Consider the following 17,100-nt stretch of genomic DNA (forward strand, 5'->3'; position numbering starts at 1 on the left):
CCGGGAGCCTGTGGAGGAGCCGCGTGCCCGGCGTGTTGTCAGGATGCGGGTTGTCTAGTCCTCTTGACGCCGGGTATGGCAGGCGGTTTGGTATGTACCAACGTCAGGCTGGGCCTGACGGTTCTCTTCCCCCACACCCCCACAACGCCCCTCGGGCGTTCCCGGAAGGGTCCACTGCCATGCGTATGGCAAGAATCGTCGGCTCGGTCAGCGCGGTCGCGCTGGCCGCGGCCGGCTCACTGGTCGCACTGGCCCCCACCAGTAGCGCGGCCGGCACTGCCGCGACCGGCTCGAGCGTCTACTCCGTCGCGCCCTATGTCGACATGTCGAACAGTCAGGAGGGCATGCTCGACACCGCGATCACGGCGCACGGCCTGAAGGCCTACACCGCCGCGTTCGTGCTCGGGTCGGGCTGCAACCAGATCTGGGGCGACACCCTCCCGATCGGTGCCGACTCCTTCACCGACCCGGAGATCGCCAAGGCCAAGGCCGAGGGCGCCTCCCTGATCATCTCCTCGGGCGGTGCCTCCGGGCTGGCGCTGGCGTGGACCTGCTCCACCCAGAGCAGCATCGACGCCGGCTACCAGGCCCTGATCAACGACTACGGCGTCACCCAGCTCGACTTCGACGTCGAGGGTGCGGCCATCGCGGACACCGCCTCGGTGGCCCGCCAGATGCAGGCCATGAAGGACCTCAAGGCCACCAACCCGAGCCTGCAGTTCTCCATGACGCTGCCGGTGCTCGCGAACGGCCTCACCTCCGACGGCGTCAACATCGTGAAGGCCGCGAAGACCGCGGGCATCAAGATCGACGTGGTCAACATCATGACCATGGACTACTACGCGGGCGCCGGCACCGAGATGGGCCAGGGCTCGATCGCCGCGGCCCAGGCCACGCTCGCCCAGATGCAGTCGGTCGACCCGGGCTACACCTACGCCAACCTCGGGATCACCCCGATGATCGGCAAGAACGACGACGGCTCCACCTTCACCCTGGCGGACGCCCAGTCGGTGGAGGCCTTCGCGGCCCAGCACGGCGTCGGCCGGCTGGCCTTCTGGTCCGTCAACCGCGACCAGCCGTGCGCCGGTTCGGCCGGCTCGCTCTCCACCTGTAGCGAGCTGAGCCAGAGCAACCTGGCCTTCACCGACACCTTCGTGCCGTACGCGGGCACCGGCGGCGGTGGCGGCGGCACGACCGGCAGCGACTTCTCGCTCTCGGTGGCCCCGGGCTCGGCCTCGGTCGCGCAGGGCGGCTCCGCCACGGCGGCCGTCTCGACCACCATCACCTCCGGCAGCGCCGAGTCGGTGAGCCTCGCGGCCTCCGGGGCGCCCGCGGGCGTCGCCCTCTCGTTCAACCCGGCCTCGGTCAGCTCCGGCGGGAGCTCGACCCTGACGGCCGCGGTCGGCTCCTCGGTGGCGGCGGGCTCCTACCCGATCACCGTCACCGGCACCGCGAGCACCGGCAGTCACAGCGCCACTTACACGCTGACGGTCACCGGCAGCGGCGGTGGCGGCGGGACCGGCGGTGGCGGCCCGCTCGTCAACCCGGGCTTCGAGACCGGCAGCCTGAGCCCCTGGACGGGCAGCGGCACGGTGGTCTCCAGCCCGGTGCACTCCGGCAGCCACGCGCTCCAGGCGACCCCCACCGCCGGCAGCACGGGCGAGGTCGACCAGACGGTCACCCTCTCCCCCAACCACAGCTACACGCTGACGGCGTGGGTCCAGGGCCCGTACGCCTACGTGGGCGTCTCGGGCGGCGCAACGGCCTCCGCCTGGTCCAACAGCACCGCCTGGAACCAGCTCTCGGTGCCGTTCACCACCGGCGCCAGCGGCACGGTGACGGTCTACGTGCACGGCTGGTACGGCCAGGCCGCGGTGACCGCGGACGACTTCACCCTGAGCTGACCGCCCCGCCCGTCCCCCGCGCTGCCCCGGTCGGCCCGCCGACCGGGGCAGTTCGGCGTTCGGTGGCCGGTGGTGCGGACGGCGCCGGCCGCCAGGGTGGTGCAGCGCATCGTGAAGCCGCCGCCGAGGGCGTCGACGGCCTGGCCCACCGCGCCGAGTACGGCGGCCGGTTAGCCGGGGCGCACCAGGGGTGAGCAGACCGGTGGTCGAACCGCCGCTGCTCGGGCTCCTCGAACTGCCCGGTCCGGCGCAGGGTTTCGGCGGTCCCGGCGCAGCCGGCGAGGTGCGCTCTTCGGGCCGGTGCCGGTGGCGGCATCGCGAGGTGCGGCGCTGACACGCCCGCGCCCCGGAGCTCGGCTCCGGGGCGCGGGTGCGGTCCGACTGTGCTGTCTGACGAGGCGTCAGCGACCTTGGAGAGCCTTGACGTTGTCGCCGAAGCTCCAGCCCTGGGAGCCGTCCCAGTTGATCGACCAGGTCATCAGGCCCTTCAGCGAGCCGCTGAAGGAGTTCCACGACTGGCTGACCAGGCTGGGAGCCATGTAGCCGCCGCCCGCGCCGTTCTGGGCCGGCAGGCCGGGCACCTGCTTGTCGTAGGGGACCTTGATGGTGGTGCCCTGGATGGTCAGGCCGTTGTTCAGGCAGGTGGTCTGGGTGGTGAAGCCCTGCACCGTGCCGGCCTGGTACGAGTCGCCGGAGCAGCCGTACATGCTGCCGTTGTAGTACTGCATGTTCAGCCACCACAGCTGGCCGTTGTCGGCGTACTTCTTGATGATCGGCAGGTATGCGCCCCAGATCGAGCCGTAGGTGACGCTGCCGCCGGTGACGTACGCCGTCTCGGGGGCCATGGTGAGGCCGAAGCCGGCCGGCATCTGCGAGAGCACGCCGTCGATGATCCGCTCCAGGTTGGCCTGCGAGGCGGAGAGCGTGCCGATCGAACCGCTACCGGAGAGGCCGGTCTCGATGTCGATGTCGATGCCGTCGAAGTTGTACTGCTTGAGGATCGGCACCACGGTCGCCACGAACCGGTCGGCGACGGTGCTGGAGCTGAGGTCGATGCCGGCGGAGGCGCCGCCGATCGACATCAGGATCGTCGCGCCGGCCGCCTTGGCGGCGCACATCTCGGCGGGGGTGGCCACCTTGACGTTGGTGTCCATGCCGTTCTGCCACTCGACGGTGCCGTCGGAGAGGATGACCGGGAAGGCGGCGTTGATGACGTTGTAGCCGTTGGCGGCGATCCGGCTGTCGGTGATCGGGATCCAGCCCATGCCCGGGTGGACGCCGTTCGAGGCGCCGTCCCAGTTCTCCCAGTAGCCCTGCAGCACCTTGCCGGCCGGCCGCGGCTTGGTCGGGCAGGTGGCGCCGCTCGGCGGGGTGGTGGTGGGCGGGGCGCTGGTCGGCGGAGTGGTCGTGGGCGGCGCGGTGGTGGGCGGCGCCGTGGTGGTCGGCGGGGCGGTCGTGGGCGGCGCGCTGGTCGGCGGGGTGCTGGTCGGCGGCGCGGTGGTCGGGGTCGGGCTGCCGCCGCCGGCGGGGCCGGTGAGCGACACGTCGTCCGCGTAGTAGGCGGGCTGCCCGTACCAGCCGTGCAGGTAGACGGTGACGCTGGTGGTGCTCGCCCCGGTGGTGAAGCTGACGCTGAGCTGGCCGTAGCCGCTGTTGCCCGGCGTCCAGGTGGACGGGTCGCTGCCCGCGCCGGTCCCGGTGGCGCCCAGGTAGACGTAGCTGCCCTGGACGTAGGCGCTCAGCGTGTACTGCGAGTTGGGCTGCACGCTGATCGTCTGGCCGCACTGCGCGGTGTCCTGGCCGGTCGGCGTGGCCTTCAGCGCGGAACTGCCGGAGTGGACGGGGGTGCTGACCGCCGCGGCGGTGCCGGCGGAACAGCTCCAGCCGCTCAGCCCGCTCTCGAAGCCGGGGTTGTTCACCAGGTTGGTGGTGGCGGCGCCGGCCGAGACCGAGCCGGCCACGGCGAGGCCGGTGCCGATGACGGCGGCGGCGCTGACGCCCGCGAGCGAACGCCGCAGGACGGACGGCGTGCTGCCGGGCCGGGCGGTGCGGTTGACCTGTGGCGCGCGCTCGACGGCCGCGCGCTGCGGAGCGGGGCCGAACCCGCCCGACGGACGCGGAGTACGGGGCCTCCGACGGAACATGCTGCGTTCCCTTCCGCCGGACGCCGTGGTCGTGACCGACGCGTGGGGGCGTGGCGCCCGGCTCTGGGTGAAGTGGGGGGACATGTGGGGCTGTGCCGGTCCGGATCGTAGGAGCGGCGACCGGGCCCGTCAATAGGTCTGGACCAATTGCAAGGGGTGAGGGCCGTCCGGACCAGGGTGGCACTGGGATACGGACACGAACCTTCGGCTGTCGATGCGTCAGCCGGTACCCGCGTTCGATACCCGGGGCACGGCACTGACGGACAGTCAACTCCCGTACGGCACACCGCGCCTGACCGCAACGGAGCCGAGCGGGTCCTCAGGCCGTCTTGACCCGGCTCAGTTCGGCGTGGACGTGCATGGCCAGAGACCGGCTGGTGCCGCTGATCCAGCCCGGCAGCGGATCGGTGAGGCGGGCGTTCAGTGCGGCGATCCAGGCCGCCAGCCGGGCCTTGTCGGCGTACTGGTCGCGGATCACGCTCGCGTTGAGGTGCACGGTGGCGTAGTTCAGCCCCTGGAGCAGCGCGGCCTGCAGCGCCCTGTTGTTGGCGGCGGCCGCGACGGCGGCCTGGTTGTCCTTGGCACCGGCGCTGAAGTAGCGCAGTCCGTTCAGACCGTGCGGTTCCACTACGAACGAGATCGCGTTGGCGAACGCCTTGGTGTGCGGGGCCGGCAGCGCCCACTGCTCGTGCCAGCTGCGGCCGGGGTCGGCCGAGTACGCCTGGAAGTAGAAGAGGCCGTCGCCCTGTCCCGCGCTGTTCTCGCCGTTGCGGGCGTAGTTCTCCAGCGTCAGGTAGTCCGTCCCGTCGGTGGCGATGACGCCGCCCCAGTGGAATCCCCACAGCACCCGGTTGAGGTCGGCGGGATCGTGGATGTTCCGGGTGTTGCTGTGGTCCTGGATCTGCCAGCCGGGCAGCGGAGCGGCGGGTTGCCGGTTGCCCATCGAGCCGGTGTAGAGGGCCTGGCCGACGGCGGTGGGACGGGCGAACTGGTTCACCCGGACCGAGGCCAGCCTCGCGGCCATGGTCGGCGTGTGCGGGGGCAGCGTGCCCAGGGCGAGGGCCTGGATGTCCTGGCCGAAGTCCTGGGCGACGGAGTCCTGCTCGGCCCGCAGGGTGGCGACCGCGCCGAGCGTCAGGTTGCCCACGGCCTGGGTCGCGACGAGGTACTTGGCGACGTGGTACTCGGCGAACATCTGCTGCCCGGGCGTGCCGTCCCCGAGCGGGACCTTCTCGCCGAGGCGGGGCAGCGGGGTGAGCGCCGACCCGATGACCTCCGTCACGGCCACGTCGCAGTTCTCGGTGGTCGTCATGTCGTTGCCGGCCCGGCCGGAGTCGAGGTTGGCGGCCCGGACCCGCATCAGCGTGGTCTCCTTCGCCGCGTGCGGCAGGGTGAAGGTCACGGTGCCGGGCGGGTCGAAGAAGAACTGGAAGAGCGAGCCCTGGGCCGCGAGGGCCTGGTTCCACCTGGTGAGCGCCTTGGGGTCGGCGTAGAAGTGCGTGGGCTGGCGCTGGGTCAGGTCGGCGGCCTCGATCGCGAAGAGCCCGTTCTGCGAGACCAGGAGCTGCGGGGACGGCAGGGTGGCGAAATTGGGCACCCCGGCCGGGGTGACGAAGGTGTGCCCCACTCCGGCGGCCGCGTCCGGCAGGGCCGAGTGGGCCTCGAACGGCTTCGACGAGGTGTAGGTCAGTGGTCCGGCGGTGCTGTAGAGCAGCATGAGAAATCCCCCCTGTGTGGCCCCCGCCCATGTGATAGCACCCCCGTCCGGCCTCCACCAGGGCGTGCGGCGGGCGCAGAGCGCCACGTCCACGCGTTCGAGCATGTGTTCGAATCAGGAGTACGCTGCCCTCATGAGCACCCACCTCCAGGCCTCCCTCTTCGCCGCCGACGCCGAGCCCGGCCTCGGCTCGCTGGACGGCGTCGGGCGGGTGCGGCTGGGGCGCGGCGGCTGGGTGGACCACCTGCCCGGGTGGGTGACCGGAGCCGACGAGGTGTTCGAACACCTGCTCAGGGAGGTGCCCTGGCGGGCCGAGCGGCGGCAGATGTACGACCGCGAGGTGGCGGTCCCGCGCCTGCTGGCCTCCTACCGGGGCGGGCAGCGGCTGCCACATCCGCTGCTGGACCGGGCGCGGGAGGCGTTGAGCGCGCACTACCGGGCGGAGCTCGGGGAGCCCTTCGTCTCGGCGGGGCTCTGCTACTACCGGGACGGGCGGGACAGCGTGGCCTGGCACGGGGACCGGATCGGGCGCGGGGCGGTGGCCGACACCATGGTGGCGATCGTCTCGCTCGGGGAGCCGCGCCAGTTGCTGCTGCGGCCGGCCGGCGGGGGCGGGCCGGTGGTGGGGTACCCGGTGGGGCACGGGGACCTGCTGGTGATGGGCGGGTCCTGCCAGCGGACCTTCGAACACGCCGTGCCGAAGACGGCCCGGGCGGTGGGGCCGCGGATCAGCGTGCAGTTCCGGCCGTATGGTGTCGCGTAACCGGGGTAGGGAGCGGAGATGGACCAGACGTACCAGGTGCGGGCGATCGGCACCGTGCAGTCGGTGCTGCGGGAGCGCGGCACGGCGCCGCGGCAGGGCGACGAGGGCGGTCCGGACGCCTGGATCGCCTTCGACCCGGAGGTGGCGCGCGGGCTACGGGATCTGACGGTGGGTCAGGAGCTGCTGCTGCTCACCTGGCTGGACCGGGCCGACCGCTCGGTGCTGGCCGTGCACCCGCGCGGCGAGAGCGAGCGGCCGGAGACCGGGGTGTTCGCCACCCGGTCCCCGGACCGCCCCAACCCGATCGGACTGCACCGGGTCACGCTGCTGGCGGTGGACGGGACGCGCCTCAAGGTCAGCGACCTCGAGGCGCTGGACGGCACCCCGGTCCTGGACGTCAAGCCGGTGCTCGGCGAGCGCGGCGAACGGTAGCCACGGGCTCAGGAGTCGAAGCCCAGCCCCAGCCGGTCCAGGGTGCGCAGCCACAGGTTGCGCCGGCCCGCGCTGCGGTCGGCCAGGTCGAGCGAGCGCTTGGTGAGCTCGATGCCGATCCAGCGCACCGGCTCGGGCGGGAACGGCAGCGGCTTGCGGCGCACCATCTCCAGCGCGGTGCGCTCGGTCCGCTCGCCGGCCAGCAGGTCGAGCATCACCTCGGCGCCGAACCGGGTGGCGCCCACGCCGAGGCCGGTGTAGCCGGCGGCCAGTGCGACCCGGCCCCGGTAGGCGGTGTCGAAGAAGGCCGAGAACCGGGTGCAGGTGTCGATGGCGCCGCCCCAGGCGTGGCTGAAGCGCAGGCCCTCCAGCTGCGGGAAGGTCTCGAAGAAGTGCCGGGCCAGGGTGCGGTAGGTGGCCGGCCGCTGGTCGTACTCGGCGCGGACCCGGCCCCCGTAGTGGTAGACGGCGTCGTAGCCGCCCCACAGGATCCGGTTGTCGGCGGAGAGCCGGTAGTAGTGGAACTGGTTGGCGCAGTCGCCCACGCCCTGCCGGCCCTGCCAGCCGATCGCGGCCAGCTGCTCCTGGCTCAGCGGCTCGGTCATCAGCGCGTAGTCGTAGACCGGGATGGTGTGCGCCCGGGTCCGCTTGACCAGCGACGGGAAGACGTTGGTGCCGAGCGCCACCCTGGCCGCGAAGATCCGGCCGTAGGGGGTGCGCACGGCCATGCCGCTGCCGGACTCGGCCAGGTCGGTGGCCCGGGTGTGCTCGAAGATCCGCACGCCCGCGTCGAGGCAGGCCTGCTTGAGGCCCCAGGCCAGCTTGGCGGGGTTGACCATGCCGACGCCGTCCTTGTCCCAGAGCCCGCCGAGGTAGGTCGGCGAGTTCACCTCGGCGCGCACGGCGTCGCGGTCCAGGAAGGTCAGCTCGCTGCCGAGCGAGGCGGAGAGCTCCGCCATCTCGTACAGGTCCTCCAGCTGGTAGGGCTCGGTGGCGACGTCGATCTCGCCGGTGCGCTCCCAGTCGCAGTCGATCCCGTAGCGCTTGATGCTGTCCTCGATGGCCTGGAGGTTCTCGGCGCCCAGGTGCTCCAGCTCGGCCAGCTCGCCGGGCCAGCGGGCCTGGCCGTTGCCCAGGCCGTGGGTGAGGCTGGCGGCGCAGAAGCCGCCGTTGCGGCCGGAGGCGGCCCAGCCGATCTCCTGGCCCTCGATCAGCACCACGTCCTGCCCGGGGTCCCGCTCCTTGGCGATCAGCGCCGTCCACAGTCCGCTGTAGCCGCCGCCGACCACCAGCAGGTCGCACCGCACGTCGCCGACCAGCGCGGAGAGCGCCTGCGGCCGTCCGGGGTCGTCCAGCCAGAACGGGGTCGGCTTGGCGTCCTGGAGGGCGCGGACGGGGTCCATGCTCAGTTCCTTCGGTGGGGGGCGAGGTCAGGAGAGGGTGAGGGAGTAGGCCTTGCGCAGCGTCTCGTGGACGGTCCAGGTGGTCCGGTCGCCGGCGTGCAGGATGCCCGCGTCGCCGGGGCCGACCTCCAGGGTCGGGCCGCCCGCCACCTCGATGGTGGCCCGGCCGCTGACCACCACGAAGAGCTCGTCCTCCTCGGTGTCGGTGACCACGCCGGGGGTGATCTGCCAGATGCCGCGCAGCTGGCGGCCGTCCGCGGACTCCCAGAGCACCCGGCCGGTCACCTCGGGCGTGCCGGAGACGATCTGGGCGGGGTCGAGCGGGTCGGGTTCGAGGTCCGCGTCGGCGATGTGCAGGGCGAAGCTGTTGCTCATGTCCCGACGCTACCCACTGACGGGGCGGCCGGGGCCAGGCACCTTGTGAGCCTGACCCCGGGTCGGGTGACACCCCGTAAGCCGGTCGGGCTCAGGAGGAGGCGAGCGCCTGGTCGGCGGCCGGCTCCGGCGCCTCCCGGCGGGCCTTGCGGGCGCGGCGGACGGCCAGCGGCAGGTAGAGCAGCACCGAGGTGCTGACGGCGATCAGCGCGTACACCACGGCCCGGCCGCCGTTCTGGCTGTACTGCTGCCAGGCGGCCCAGGAGCAGACACTGGCCAGCGACAGCACGATCGCCCCGATGCTGAACCAGCCGCCCGGGATCCGGTAGGGCCGCTCCAGCTCCGGCTCCTTGATCCGCAGGGCGATCAGCGCGGCCACCTCGACCAGGATGCCGAGGTTGGTGAGGAAGACGTCGAAGATCACCAGGTTGGTGAAGCTGCTGAGGCAGAACAGCGCGTAGATCGCCGAGGAGCCGATGATGGAGACGATCGGCGTGCCGTACCGCTTGCTCTCCTTGGCCACCCAGGACGGGAAGTAGCCGTCCTGGGCGAGCACCAGCGGCAGCCGGGAGTTGGCGGCGAGCAGCGCGGAGAACATCGCGACGGCCGCGAACATGCCGCCGATCGTCACGGTGACCTGCAGCCAGGGGCCGGCCAGCGCCTTGGCCACGCCGGAGAAGGACCCGGCGTCCCAGTTCTTCCAGCCGGCGTCGCCGTCGCCGCCGACCGAGAGCGAGGCGATCGCGGGCAGCAGGTAGCCGACCATGATCAGCACCACGGCCATGGCGAGCGCCCTGGGCAGGTGCTTGCGCGGGTTCTCCATCTCGCCGGCCACGTTGGAGACGCTGTCCCAGCCGGAGTAGTTCCACATCACGATGAAGAGCCCTGACCCGAAGGCGTTCCACATCGACTGGTCGGAGGAGGTGGTCAGCGAGCCGACCGGGTTGATGCCGTGGCCCAGGATGTGGGCGATGCCGACCGCGGTGAGGATCAGCATCGGGGTCAGGCAGATGATCGCGAAGGCCACCGAGGACTCGCCGACCCAGCCCGCACCGAGCAGGTTGAGCGCGGTGAAGACCACGATGACGGCCAGGCAGATGAACCAGTTGAGGTCGAACCGCAGGCCGCCGAGCGAGAAGAGCACGTGCTGGCCGGGGGCCACCGCCGCGACCAGGCTCTGCAGGTAGCTGGTGAAGAGCACCGGGTAGAGCGCCATGTCGACGAAGCTGCAGATCCACTGCAGCAGCCCCTGCTGGAAGCCGAAGTACTTGCCGAGGCCCCGCTTGACCCAGTGGTAGGAGCCGCCTTCGACGGGGATCGCGGTGCCGAGCTCGGCGACCACCAGCGAGTGCGGGATGCTGTAGATCAGCGGGGTGATGACGATCAGCAGGAGGCCCATCCCCGGCCCGGAAGCCGAGAAGAGCCCCTCGATGCCGTAGGCGCCGCCGGAGACGCTGAAGAAGATCAGTGCGACCAGCGGCATGAGCCGAACTCGCTTGGGCGCCGCGAGGCGGTTCACCGGGCGGTCCACGGCGGTTGGGTTCAAATCGTCACCTCGGAGGGGGAAGCTGGCGGGGGACGGAGCCGGCCCGGGGGTGGCGTCCGGCGGTCCAGGGGTCCGAGGGGGGTCCGAGCCGTGCCGAGCTCCTTGTTGGCCTAGAGTCTCGGGTCTGCTGTCCGGTGTGGCATCAAGCAGCCTGTCAAGCGCCCGGGGCAGTTCTTGACACCCTGTTGACGGCAGCGGGTTGACGCGGACGCGTCGGCCGCCGGCCGGCCGGGCTGCTACGGTTGGGGACCGGCCGGCGCATCGGATTATCGGCCCCTCTCACTGGCCGGGCGCGGCAGGTGAAGCACGGGGCCCAGGCGCCGGAATTGCGCCGGCGCCGGCTTCCGGGAAACCGTCAGCCGATGGGCGTGACAGTGGAGTTGGCGTCTCCAGCGGGCTGCGCGGGGAGCCCCGCCGCAGGCTGCGCGGCCGGGCGGCGGGGCGCGTAGCGCGCGGGCCGGGCCAGGGCGAGAGCGAGCAGCAGGGCGAGGGCGGCGGCAGTGCAGGTCACGGCGAAGGCGGCCGGGTAGCCGTGGCGGCCGGCCAGCGCACCGGCGAGCACCACGGAGAGGCCCTGACCGGCGATCATGCTGCTGCCGAGCAGGGTCATCGCCTCGCCCATCCGGTCGGCCGGGACGGTCCGTTCGGCCAGGCCGAAGAGTGCGATCAGCGTCGGGGCGACGGCGAAGCCGATGCCGGCGATCGAGAGCGCGGCGCCGACCGGCCCGCGCACCAGCAGCAGGGTGAGGCAGAGCAGCGCCTGGGCCGCCATCGAGGTGCGCAGCCGGACCGTCAGGTCGAAGCGCTCGGCGAAGGAGGCGAGCAGCAGGCCGGCGCCGGCGCTGGTCACGCCCATCGCCGACCAGACCACCCCGCCGATACCCCCGCCGCCCCGGGTCAGGTCCTGCACGCCGGTGTTGGTGGCGCCGAACACCGCGCCCTGCATGGCGATCAGCACGAAGAGCAGGGCCAGCGGCGCGGAGTGCAGCCGGTGGCCGCGGGCGGTGCGCGGCGCGGCCACGGGGGTGGTGGGGTGCAGGGCGAAGAGGGTGCCGAAGACGGCCATCAGCGCGGCGGCGCAGACCAGCCCGGCGGCCGGGTGGACGGCCCAGGCCAGGATGCCGGCCAGCGCGGGGCCGAGCACGAAGCTGGTCTCGTCCATGATGGCGTCGAAGGAGAGGGCGGAGCCGATCAGTGCGGGCCCGTCGGGGCGGCGGTCGGCGAGCCGGATCCAGCGGGTCCGGGAGAGCGGCCCGACCTGCGGCACGGTGACGCCGGTGAGCAGTGCGGCGCCGGCCTGCACCGGCAGCGGCAGCCGGCCGACGGCGGCGAGCACCAGGGCGGCGGTCAGCAGCGCGTTGGCGGCCGAGGCGGCGAGCAGCACCGGCCGATGGCCGCGCCGGTCGGCCAGCCGCCCGATCGGCGGCCCGCCGACCGCCTGCCCGGCCCAGAGCAGGCCCGCGACGAGGCCGGCCCGGGCGACCCCGCCGAGCGCGGTGACCATCAGCAGCGTGCCGGTCGGGCAGAGCGCGGCGGGCAGCCGGGCGAGCAGCGAGACGGCGGGCAGCCGGGGGCCGGCGAGTCGGACGACGCCGTTGCGGGCGGTGCTGGCGGACAACGCGGGCAACGGGGGCACCGGGGGCCTCTCGTCCGGTCGGTGGCTCTGCGGTCGGCCACCAACGTACCGGCCGTGCGCATGCTCAGGAACTGTGCGTTCCGGTGGGGTCCGGCCCCAGGGCCTTCGCCAGCAGGGCTCCCAGCTGGTCGAGTTCGGCGGGCGAGAGGTTCTGGAACGAGGTGGTGAGCAGAGCGTCCGCGACGGCCTGGCCCTCGGCGCGCAGGCGCTCGCCCTCGGCGGTGATCCGGTGGCGGACCGCGCGGCCGGGGCCGGGCAGGCGCTCGATCAGTCCGCGGTCGGCCATCCGGGTCGCCAGCGAGCCGAAGGACTGGTCGGTCTGGAAGGTCAGCACGGCGAGGTCGTGCAGCGAGGCGTCCGGCCGTTCGTGCAGGTGGCGCAGGGTGTCCCACTGGACCAGGGAGAGCCCGAGCGGGGCCAGCGCGCGGTTGACCGCGCGGTGGTGACGGTGCTGCAGCCGCTTCACGGCCAGGCCCACTTCGGCGGGTCGGTAGCTCATGCGGACAGCCTAGCCGATTGACTCAGGAGGCTTATCTAAGCATGCTTATATACGTCTCCTTACTTCCTGCTTGGAGGATCCGATGAGCCACACCTTCGACGTCCCCACCGTCTTCGACGTCCCCACCGTCGGCACCGTCGAGCTGACCGTGCGCGACCACCCGGGCGACCCCGACCGCGCCTACCTGCTGCTGCACGGCGGCGGCGGCCTGCCGACCATGGCGGGCTTCGCCGGCCTGCTCGCCGAACGCACCGGGGCCCGCGTGCTGCTGCCCACCCACCCCGGCTTCGGCGGCACCCCGAAGGCGGCGGGCCTGAGCGACGTCGGCCGGCTCGCCCAGGCCTACCTGCGGCTTCTGGAGGAGCTCGGCCTCACGGGCGTCACCGTGGTCGGCAACTCCTTCGGAGGCTGGCTGGCCGCCGAGATCGCGCTGCGGGCCGGCGCCCGGGTGCGCGCCGCCGTGATCGTCAACGGCATCGGCATCCAGGTCGACGGCCACCCGCTGACCGACGTGCGCGGCATGTCGGTGGCGGAGCTGCGCGGCTTCTCCTTCCACGACCCGGCCAAGGCCCCCGTCCCGCCGCCCGGCACCCAGGGCCCCAGCCCCGACGTGCAGGCCCTGGTCGGCTACACCGGCCCGGCGATGACCGACCCCACCCTGCTCCCCCGCCTCGCGGGCGCCACCCGGCCGGTGCACGTCCTGTGGGGCGCGAGCGACCGCATCGCCGACCATGCCTACGGCCGCGCCTTCGCCGCCGCCGTCCCCGGCGCCACCTTCACCCTCCTCCCCGCCACCGGCCACCTCCCCCAGCTGGAGACGCCGGAGGCCCTGCTGGACGCCCTGCTCGACCTGGACGGGAGGCCCGTGAGCGTGACCGGATGATCACCGCCGAGCGCCTCCGCCGGCCTTGGGTTCCGGGGCCCGGGCGGTGGTGGAGCGGGGGTTCGACGGGCTCGCCGCCCGGCTCGGCTTCCGGCCGCTGTGCGAGGACGTCATGGACGGGAACCCGGTGCTGGTGCCCGCCCTGGACCGCCGGGAACCGGACGGGTCCGGGCACCGTCCCTGAGCGTGAACGGGAGGGGGAGGGCGTGGGCGGCGACGGCGAGGGCATCCGGCTGGTCTTCGGCCTGGTCGGACTGCTCTTCGGCGGCCTCGGCATCGCCGGCCTGGCCGGGTGCGTGCTGCGGATGGCGCAGCGGGCCAGGACGCTCAGCGCCGGCCTGACCGCGCGGGCCACCTGCCTGCAGACCTATCTGACGCAGAGCCGGGAGGGCGAGGAGTACCGCACCGCGACGATCCGGCACGCCGTCTTCGGCTTCCGCACCGCGGACGGCCGGGAGGTGCGGCTCGAGCGGACGCACGAGTTCGCCGGCGCCGTCGGCGACGAGGTGCCGGTGCGCTACCTGCCGCAGCGACCGGACCGGGCCGTGCTGCTGGGCGGCGGCGGGTCCGGGTTCACCGGGCTGGTGATCGGGATGTTCTTCCTCGCGGTGATCACCGCCGGCGGGCTGTTCTTCGCCGCGGTCGGCTTCGGGCTGCTCCCCTCCTGACGCACCGTCCACCGGTGGGCGTACGCCCGTGAGCGGACGTCCGGCCCCCGCGGGCGCGGCTAGCATCCCCGGCATGGATCAAGGAATACCTCGCCCGCCCCTGCTGGGCCGGCTGCCGTCACCGGTGTGGTGGGCACTGGACTGGTGCGCCGCCGGGCTCTTCGCGCTGCTGCTGTTCACCGCCAACGCCGCCGGTGCCACCCGGCCCGGGCTCGTGCTGGCCGTCTCCGTCCTCTGGGCGGTGCCGGTGGGCCTGGCCCGGCGGTGGCCGCTGGCGGTGTTCGGGGTGCTGCTGGCCGAGTCCTTCCTCATGAAGGGCTGGCCGTTCTTCGCGGTGGCGGCCGTGCTGGTCGGCTACCTGGCGGCCACCCGCCCGCGCCGGACCGCACTGGTCGCCGCCGGGGTCGAACTGGCTCTCTGGCCCCTGCAGATCTGGGTGGCGGACCGGCCGGGCAACACCCTCAGCGACTACCTCAGCCTGCTGGCGGGGCTCGCCGCGCTGCTGGCGATCTGCTGGCTGGCCGGCAACTCGGTGCGCCAGCAGCGGGACTACGGCACGGCGCTGCGCTCGCAGGCGCTGGCGGACGAGCGGCTGCGGATCGCCCGCGAGGTGCACGACATGGTGGCGCACAGCATGGGCGTGATCGCGATCCAGGCCGGCGCGGCGGCCCTGGTGCTGGACGACCGGCCGGCCGAGGCGCGCAAGGCGCTGGGCAGCGTCGAGGCCACCAGCCGGGAGACCCTGGCGGGGCTGCGGCGGATGCTGGTCTCGCTGCGCGGCGCGGAGGGCGGCCGGGCGGCGCCCGCGGCCACCGGTCTGGAGGGGGTGGAGCGGCTGGCCGAGCTGACCACGGAGGCCGGGGTGGAGGTCGAGGTGTGCTGGCTGGGCGAGCCGCGGCCGCTGCCGCCGGAGGTCGAGCTGGCCGCCTTCCGGATCATCCAGGAGTCGGTCGCCAACACGGTGCGCCACGCGGGCGCTCGGCACTGCCGGGTGTCGGTGGAGTACGGCGACGCGGAGCTGGGCGTCGAGGTGGTCGACGACGGGCGCGGCACGGGCCCGGGCTCCGCACCGGGCTTCGGGATCGCCGGGATGCGCGAGCGGGTCGCCCTGCTCGACGGGAGGTTCAGCGCGGGCCGCGGGCCCGAGGGCGGCTTCCGGGTGATCGCGAGGCTCCCGCTATGACGATCCGCGTGGTGCTGGTCGACGACCAGGAGCTGGTCCGCGCCGGGCTGGGCACGGCGATGGCGGGCCAGCCCGACCTGGAGGTGGTCGGCGAGGCCGGCACGGGGGCGGCCGCCGTCGAGGTGGTCGCCGCCACCCGGCCGGACGTGGTGCTGATGGACATCCGGATGCACCCCCAGCCCGGCGCCCGCCCGCACTCCCCCGTCCTGGACGGCATCGAGGCGACCCGGGTGATCACGGCCGCCGAGCCGGACACCCGGGTGCTCATGCTGACCACCTTCGACGACGACGAGAACGTGTACGCCGCCCTGCGCGCCGGGGCCGCCGGGTTCCTGGTGAAGGACATGGCGCTGCTGGACATCCTCGGCGCGGTCCGGGTGGTGGCGGCCGGCGAGGCGCTGATCGCGCCGAGCGTGACCCGGCGGCTGATCCGCGACTTCGTCGCCCGCCCCGCGGCGCGCCGGTCGGCCCGCCCGCTGGACGGCGTGACCGAGCGCGAGCGCGAGGTGCTGACCCTGGTCGGGCGCGGCCTGTCCAACGCCGAGATCGCCACCGAGCTGTTCATCGGCCACGCCACCGCCAAGACCCATGTGGCCCGGCTGCTCACCAAGCTGGACGCCCGCGACCGGGTGCAGCTGGTGATCGCCGCCTACGAGGCGGGGCTGGTCGGCTGACCGCGCGGCGTCCGGGATTTGACGGTTCGACACCTGAACGCCACCGGGCCCCCCTACGCTGAGCGCGTTCATGCCATGAGGACTCCCGGCTCGTCCCACCCCGTCCCGGAGGTACACCCGTGTCCGCGCTCTCCGCGTTCTCCGCGCTCGCCCGCCCGCTGCGCGCCGCCGCCGTGCTGGCGGCCGCCGCCGGCCTGGCGCTGCCGCTCCTCCCCGGCAGCGCCGCCGCGGCCGGCACCGGCTCGCTCTCACTGGCCGCCGGCACCTCGGTCGGCCTGCACAACACCTACGACGACACCAGCCGGTTCCCGTACCTCGCCCAGGCCCTGGACACCGGCGCCTCGCTGATCGAGCTGGACACCTGGGTGGACCCGTTCACCAACGAGTGGAAGGTCAGCCACGCCAACCCGCTGGGCAACGCCAACAACTGCGTGGACGCCGCCACCGCCGCCGACCTCTACCGCGGCGGCGCCAACAAGGACCTGGGCAGCTGCCTGGACGACATCCGGATCTGGCTGGCCGCGCACCCCGGCCACGCGCCGGTCATGGTCAAGCTGGAGCTGAAGGCCGGCTTCGACGCCACCGACGGCCTCGGCCCGACCGAGCTGGACACCCTGGTCCGCACCCACCTCGGCGACGACGTCTACCGGCCCGCCGACCTCAAGGGCGGATACCCCACCCTGGACGCGGCGGCCAAGGCCGGCGCCTGGCCCAGCCGCGCCGCGCTCGCCGGCAAGGTGGTGCTGGAGGCGATCCCCGGCACCTTCGAGACCAACAACCCGTTCGACGGCCTCTGGACCGACATCGAGTACGCCCAGCACCTGGCCGCCCTGCAGAGCGCCGGCCAGCTCGGGCAGGCCGAGGTCTTCCCGTCCGTGCTCGGCGCCGCCGCCGGCGACCCGCGCACCCGCTACGACGCCACGCTGCGCCCGTGGTTCGTGGTCTTCGACGGCGACGCGCACGCCTACGTGGACGGCGGCATCGACACCTCCTGGTACGACGCCAACCACTACCTGCTGGTGATGACCGACGCGCAGAACGTGCTGCCCGCGCTCTCCGACACCGCCCCCAGCCAGGCCGACGCGACCGCCCGGGTGGCCAGGCTGGCGGCCGCGCACGCCTCCTTCGTCTCCTGCGACTGGACCGGGCTGCCCGCCGTGCTGGGCGAGCAGCTGGCCCGCGGCTGACGCCCGCGCCGCGCGGACCGGCCCGGTGGCCGCGGGCCGGTTCGCGCACCAGAGTGGGAGGGGGCCGTGCCGCGGGCGGCAGGAGG

At 73.4% G+C, this 17,100-nt stretch carries 16 protein-coding genes; 9 read left to right on the plus strand and 7 right to left on the minus strand.

Features of this window, described 5'->3' with window-relative positions; all coding sequences use genetic code 11:
- Window positions 1-179 precede the first annotated feature (179 nt).
- Entirely contained in the window at window positions 180-1,904 is a 1,725-nt protein-coding gene (locus tag ACFYNO_RS31815; protein WP_388020559.1) for a carbohydrate binding domain-containing protein, read from the plus strand.
- A gap of 401 nt (window positions 1,905-2,305) precedes the next feature.
- On the opposite strand, the gene ACFYNO_RS31820 is transcribed toward ACFYNO_RS31815, so the two are convergent.
- Entirely contained in the window at window positions 2,306-4,048 is a 1,743-nt protein-coding gene (locus tag ACFYNO_RS31820) for a carbohydrate binding domain-containing protein (RefSeq protein WP_388020562.1), read from the minus strand.
- Between the two features lie 319 nt (window positions 4,049-4,367).
- Window positions 4,368-5,765, minus strand: a complete 1,398-nt coding sequence (locus ACFYNO_RS31825; RefSeq protein ID WP_388020565.1) for a hypothetical protein — start codon at window positions 5,763-5,765, stop codon at window positions 4,368-4,370.
- Window positions 5,766-5,898: 133 nt separating this feature from the next.
- On the opposite strand from ACFYNO_RS31825, the gene ACFYNO_RS31830 reads away from it, so the two are divergent.
- Together ACFYNO_RS31830 and tsaA are read left to right on the plus strand one after the other, a co-directional pair.
- Window positions 5,899-6,528, plus strand: a complete 630-nt coding sequence (locus ACFYNO_RS31830) for an alpha-ketoglutarate-dependent dioxygenase AlkB (RefSeq protein ID WP_388020568.1) — start codon at window positions 5,899-5,901, stop codon at window positions 6,526-6,528.
- A gap of 18 nt (window positions 6,529-6,546) precedes the next feature.
- Window positions 6,547-6,960, plus strand: a complete 414-nt coding sequence (gene tsaA, locus ACFYNO_RS31835; RefSeq protein WP_388020571.1) for a tRNA (N6-threonylcarbamoyladenosine(37)-N6)-methyltransferase TrmO — start codon at window positions 6,547-6,549, stop codon at window positions 6,958-6,960.
- A gap of 8 nt (window positions 6,961-6,968) precedes the next feature.
- On the opposite strand, the gene ACFYNO_RS31840 is transcribed toward tsaA, so the two are convergent.
- From ACFYNO_RS31840 to ACFYNO_RS31860, 5 genes are all read right to left on the minus strand, one after another.
- Window positions 6,969-8,363, minus strand: a complete 1,395-nt coding sequence (locus tag ACFYNO_RS31840; RefSeq protein WP_388020574.1) for an NAD(P)/FAD-dependent oxidoreductase — start codon at window positions 8,361-8,363, stop codon at window positions 6,969-6,971.
- Window positions 8,364-8,390: 27 nt separating this feature from the next.
- Window positions 8,391-8,738, minus strand: coding sequence for a cupin domain-containing protein (locus ACFYNO_RS31845; RefSeq protein ID WP_388020577.1), 348 nt, complete (start codon window positions 8,736-8,738; stop codon window positions 8,391-8,393).
- A 91-nt stretch (window positions 8,739-8,829) separates the two neighbouring features.
- Window positions 8,830-10,221 (minus strand): APC family permease, encoded by a 1,392-nt coding sequence (locus ACFYNO_RS31850; protein ID WP_388020580.1) that lies wholly within the window; start codon window positions 10,219-10,221, stop codon window positions 8,830-8,832.
- A 418-nt stretch (window positions 10,222-10,639) separates the two neighbouring features.
- A complete protein-coding gene (locus ACFYNO_RS31855; protein ID WP_388020583.1) occupies window positions 10,640-11,902 on the minus strand; it encodes an MFS transporter in 1,263 nt (420 codons plus the stop codon).
- A gap of 82 nt (window positions 11,903-11,984) precedes the next feature.
- Complete coding sequence (locus tag ACFYNO_RS31860) at window positions 11,985-12,419, minus strand: MarR family winged helix-turn-helix transcriptional regulator (RefSeq protein WP_388020586.1); 435 nt, start codon at window positions 12,417-12,419, stop codon at window positions 11,985-11,987.
- A gap of 82 nt (window positions 12,420-12,501) precedes the next feature.
- Here ACFYNO_RS31860 and ACFYNO_RS31865 point away from each other — a divergent pair, with 82 nt between their 5' ends.
- From ACFYNO_RS31865 to ACFYNO_RS31890, 6 genes are all read left to right on the plus strand, one after another.
- Window positions 12,502-13,302 carry an alpha/beta fold hydrolase gene (locus tag ACFYNO_RS31865; RefSeq protein WP_388020589.1) on the plus strand — a complete coding sequence of 267 codons (801 nt, stop codon included), beginning with the start codon at window positions 12,502-12,504 and terminating at the stop codon, window positions 13,300-13,302.
- A gap of 25 nt (window positions 13,303-13,327) precedes the next feature.
- On the plus strand, window positions 13,328-13,486 hold the full coding sequence (locus tag ACFYNO_RS31870) for a hypothetical protein (protein WP_388020592.1): 159 nt from the start codon (window positions 13,328-13,330) through the stop codon (window positions 13,484-13,486).
- A gap of 22 nt (window positions 13,487-13,508) precedes the next feature.
- On the plus strand, window positions 13,509-13,970 hold the full coding sequence (locus ACFYNO_RS31875; protein WP_388020595.1) for a DUF3592 domain-containing protein: 462 nt from the start codon (window positions 13,509-13,511) through the stop codon (window positions 13,968-13,970).
- A 73-nt stretch (window positions 13,971-14,043) separates the two neighbouring features.
- Window positions 14,044-15,153, plus strand: a complete 1,110-nt coding sequence (locus ACFYNO_RS31880) for a sensor histidine kinase (protein ID WP_388020598.1) — start codon at window positions 14,044-14,046, stop codon at window positions 15,151-15,153.
- Window positions 15,150-15,827, plus strand: a complete 678-nt coding sequence (locus ACFYNO_RS31885) for a response regulator (RefSeq protein ID WP_388020601.1) — start codon at window positions 15,150-15,152, stop codon at window positions 15,825-15,827. The genes ACFYNO_RS31880 and ACFYNO_RS31885 overlap by 4 nt, the downstream gene beginning before the upstream one ends.
- Before the next feature lie 119 nt (window positions 15,828-15,946).
- Entirely contained in the window at window positions 15,947-17,014 is a 1,068-nt protein-coding gene (locus ACFYNO_RS31890) for a phosphatidylinositol-specific phospholipase C domain-containing protein (RefSeq protein ID WP_388020604.1), read from the plus strand.
- The last annotated feature ends 86 nt before the right edge of the window (window positions 17,015-17,100 follow it).

This window comes from Kitasatospora sp. NPDC006697, assembly GCF_042869935.1.
Classification (GTDB): domain Bacteria; phylum Actinomycetota; class Actinomycetes; order Streptomycetales; family Streptomycetaceae; genus Kitasatospora.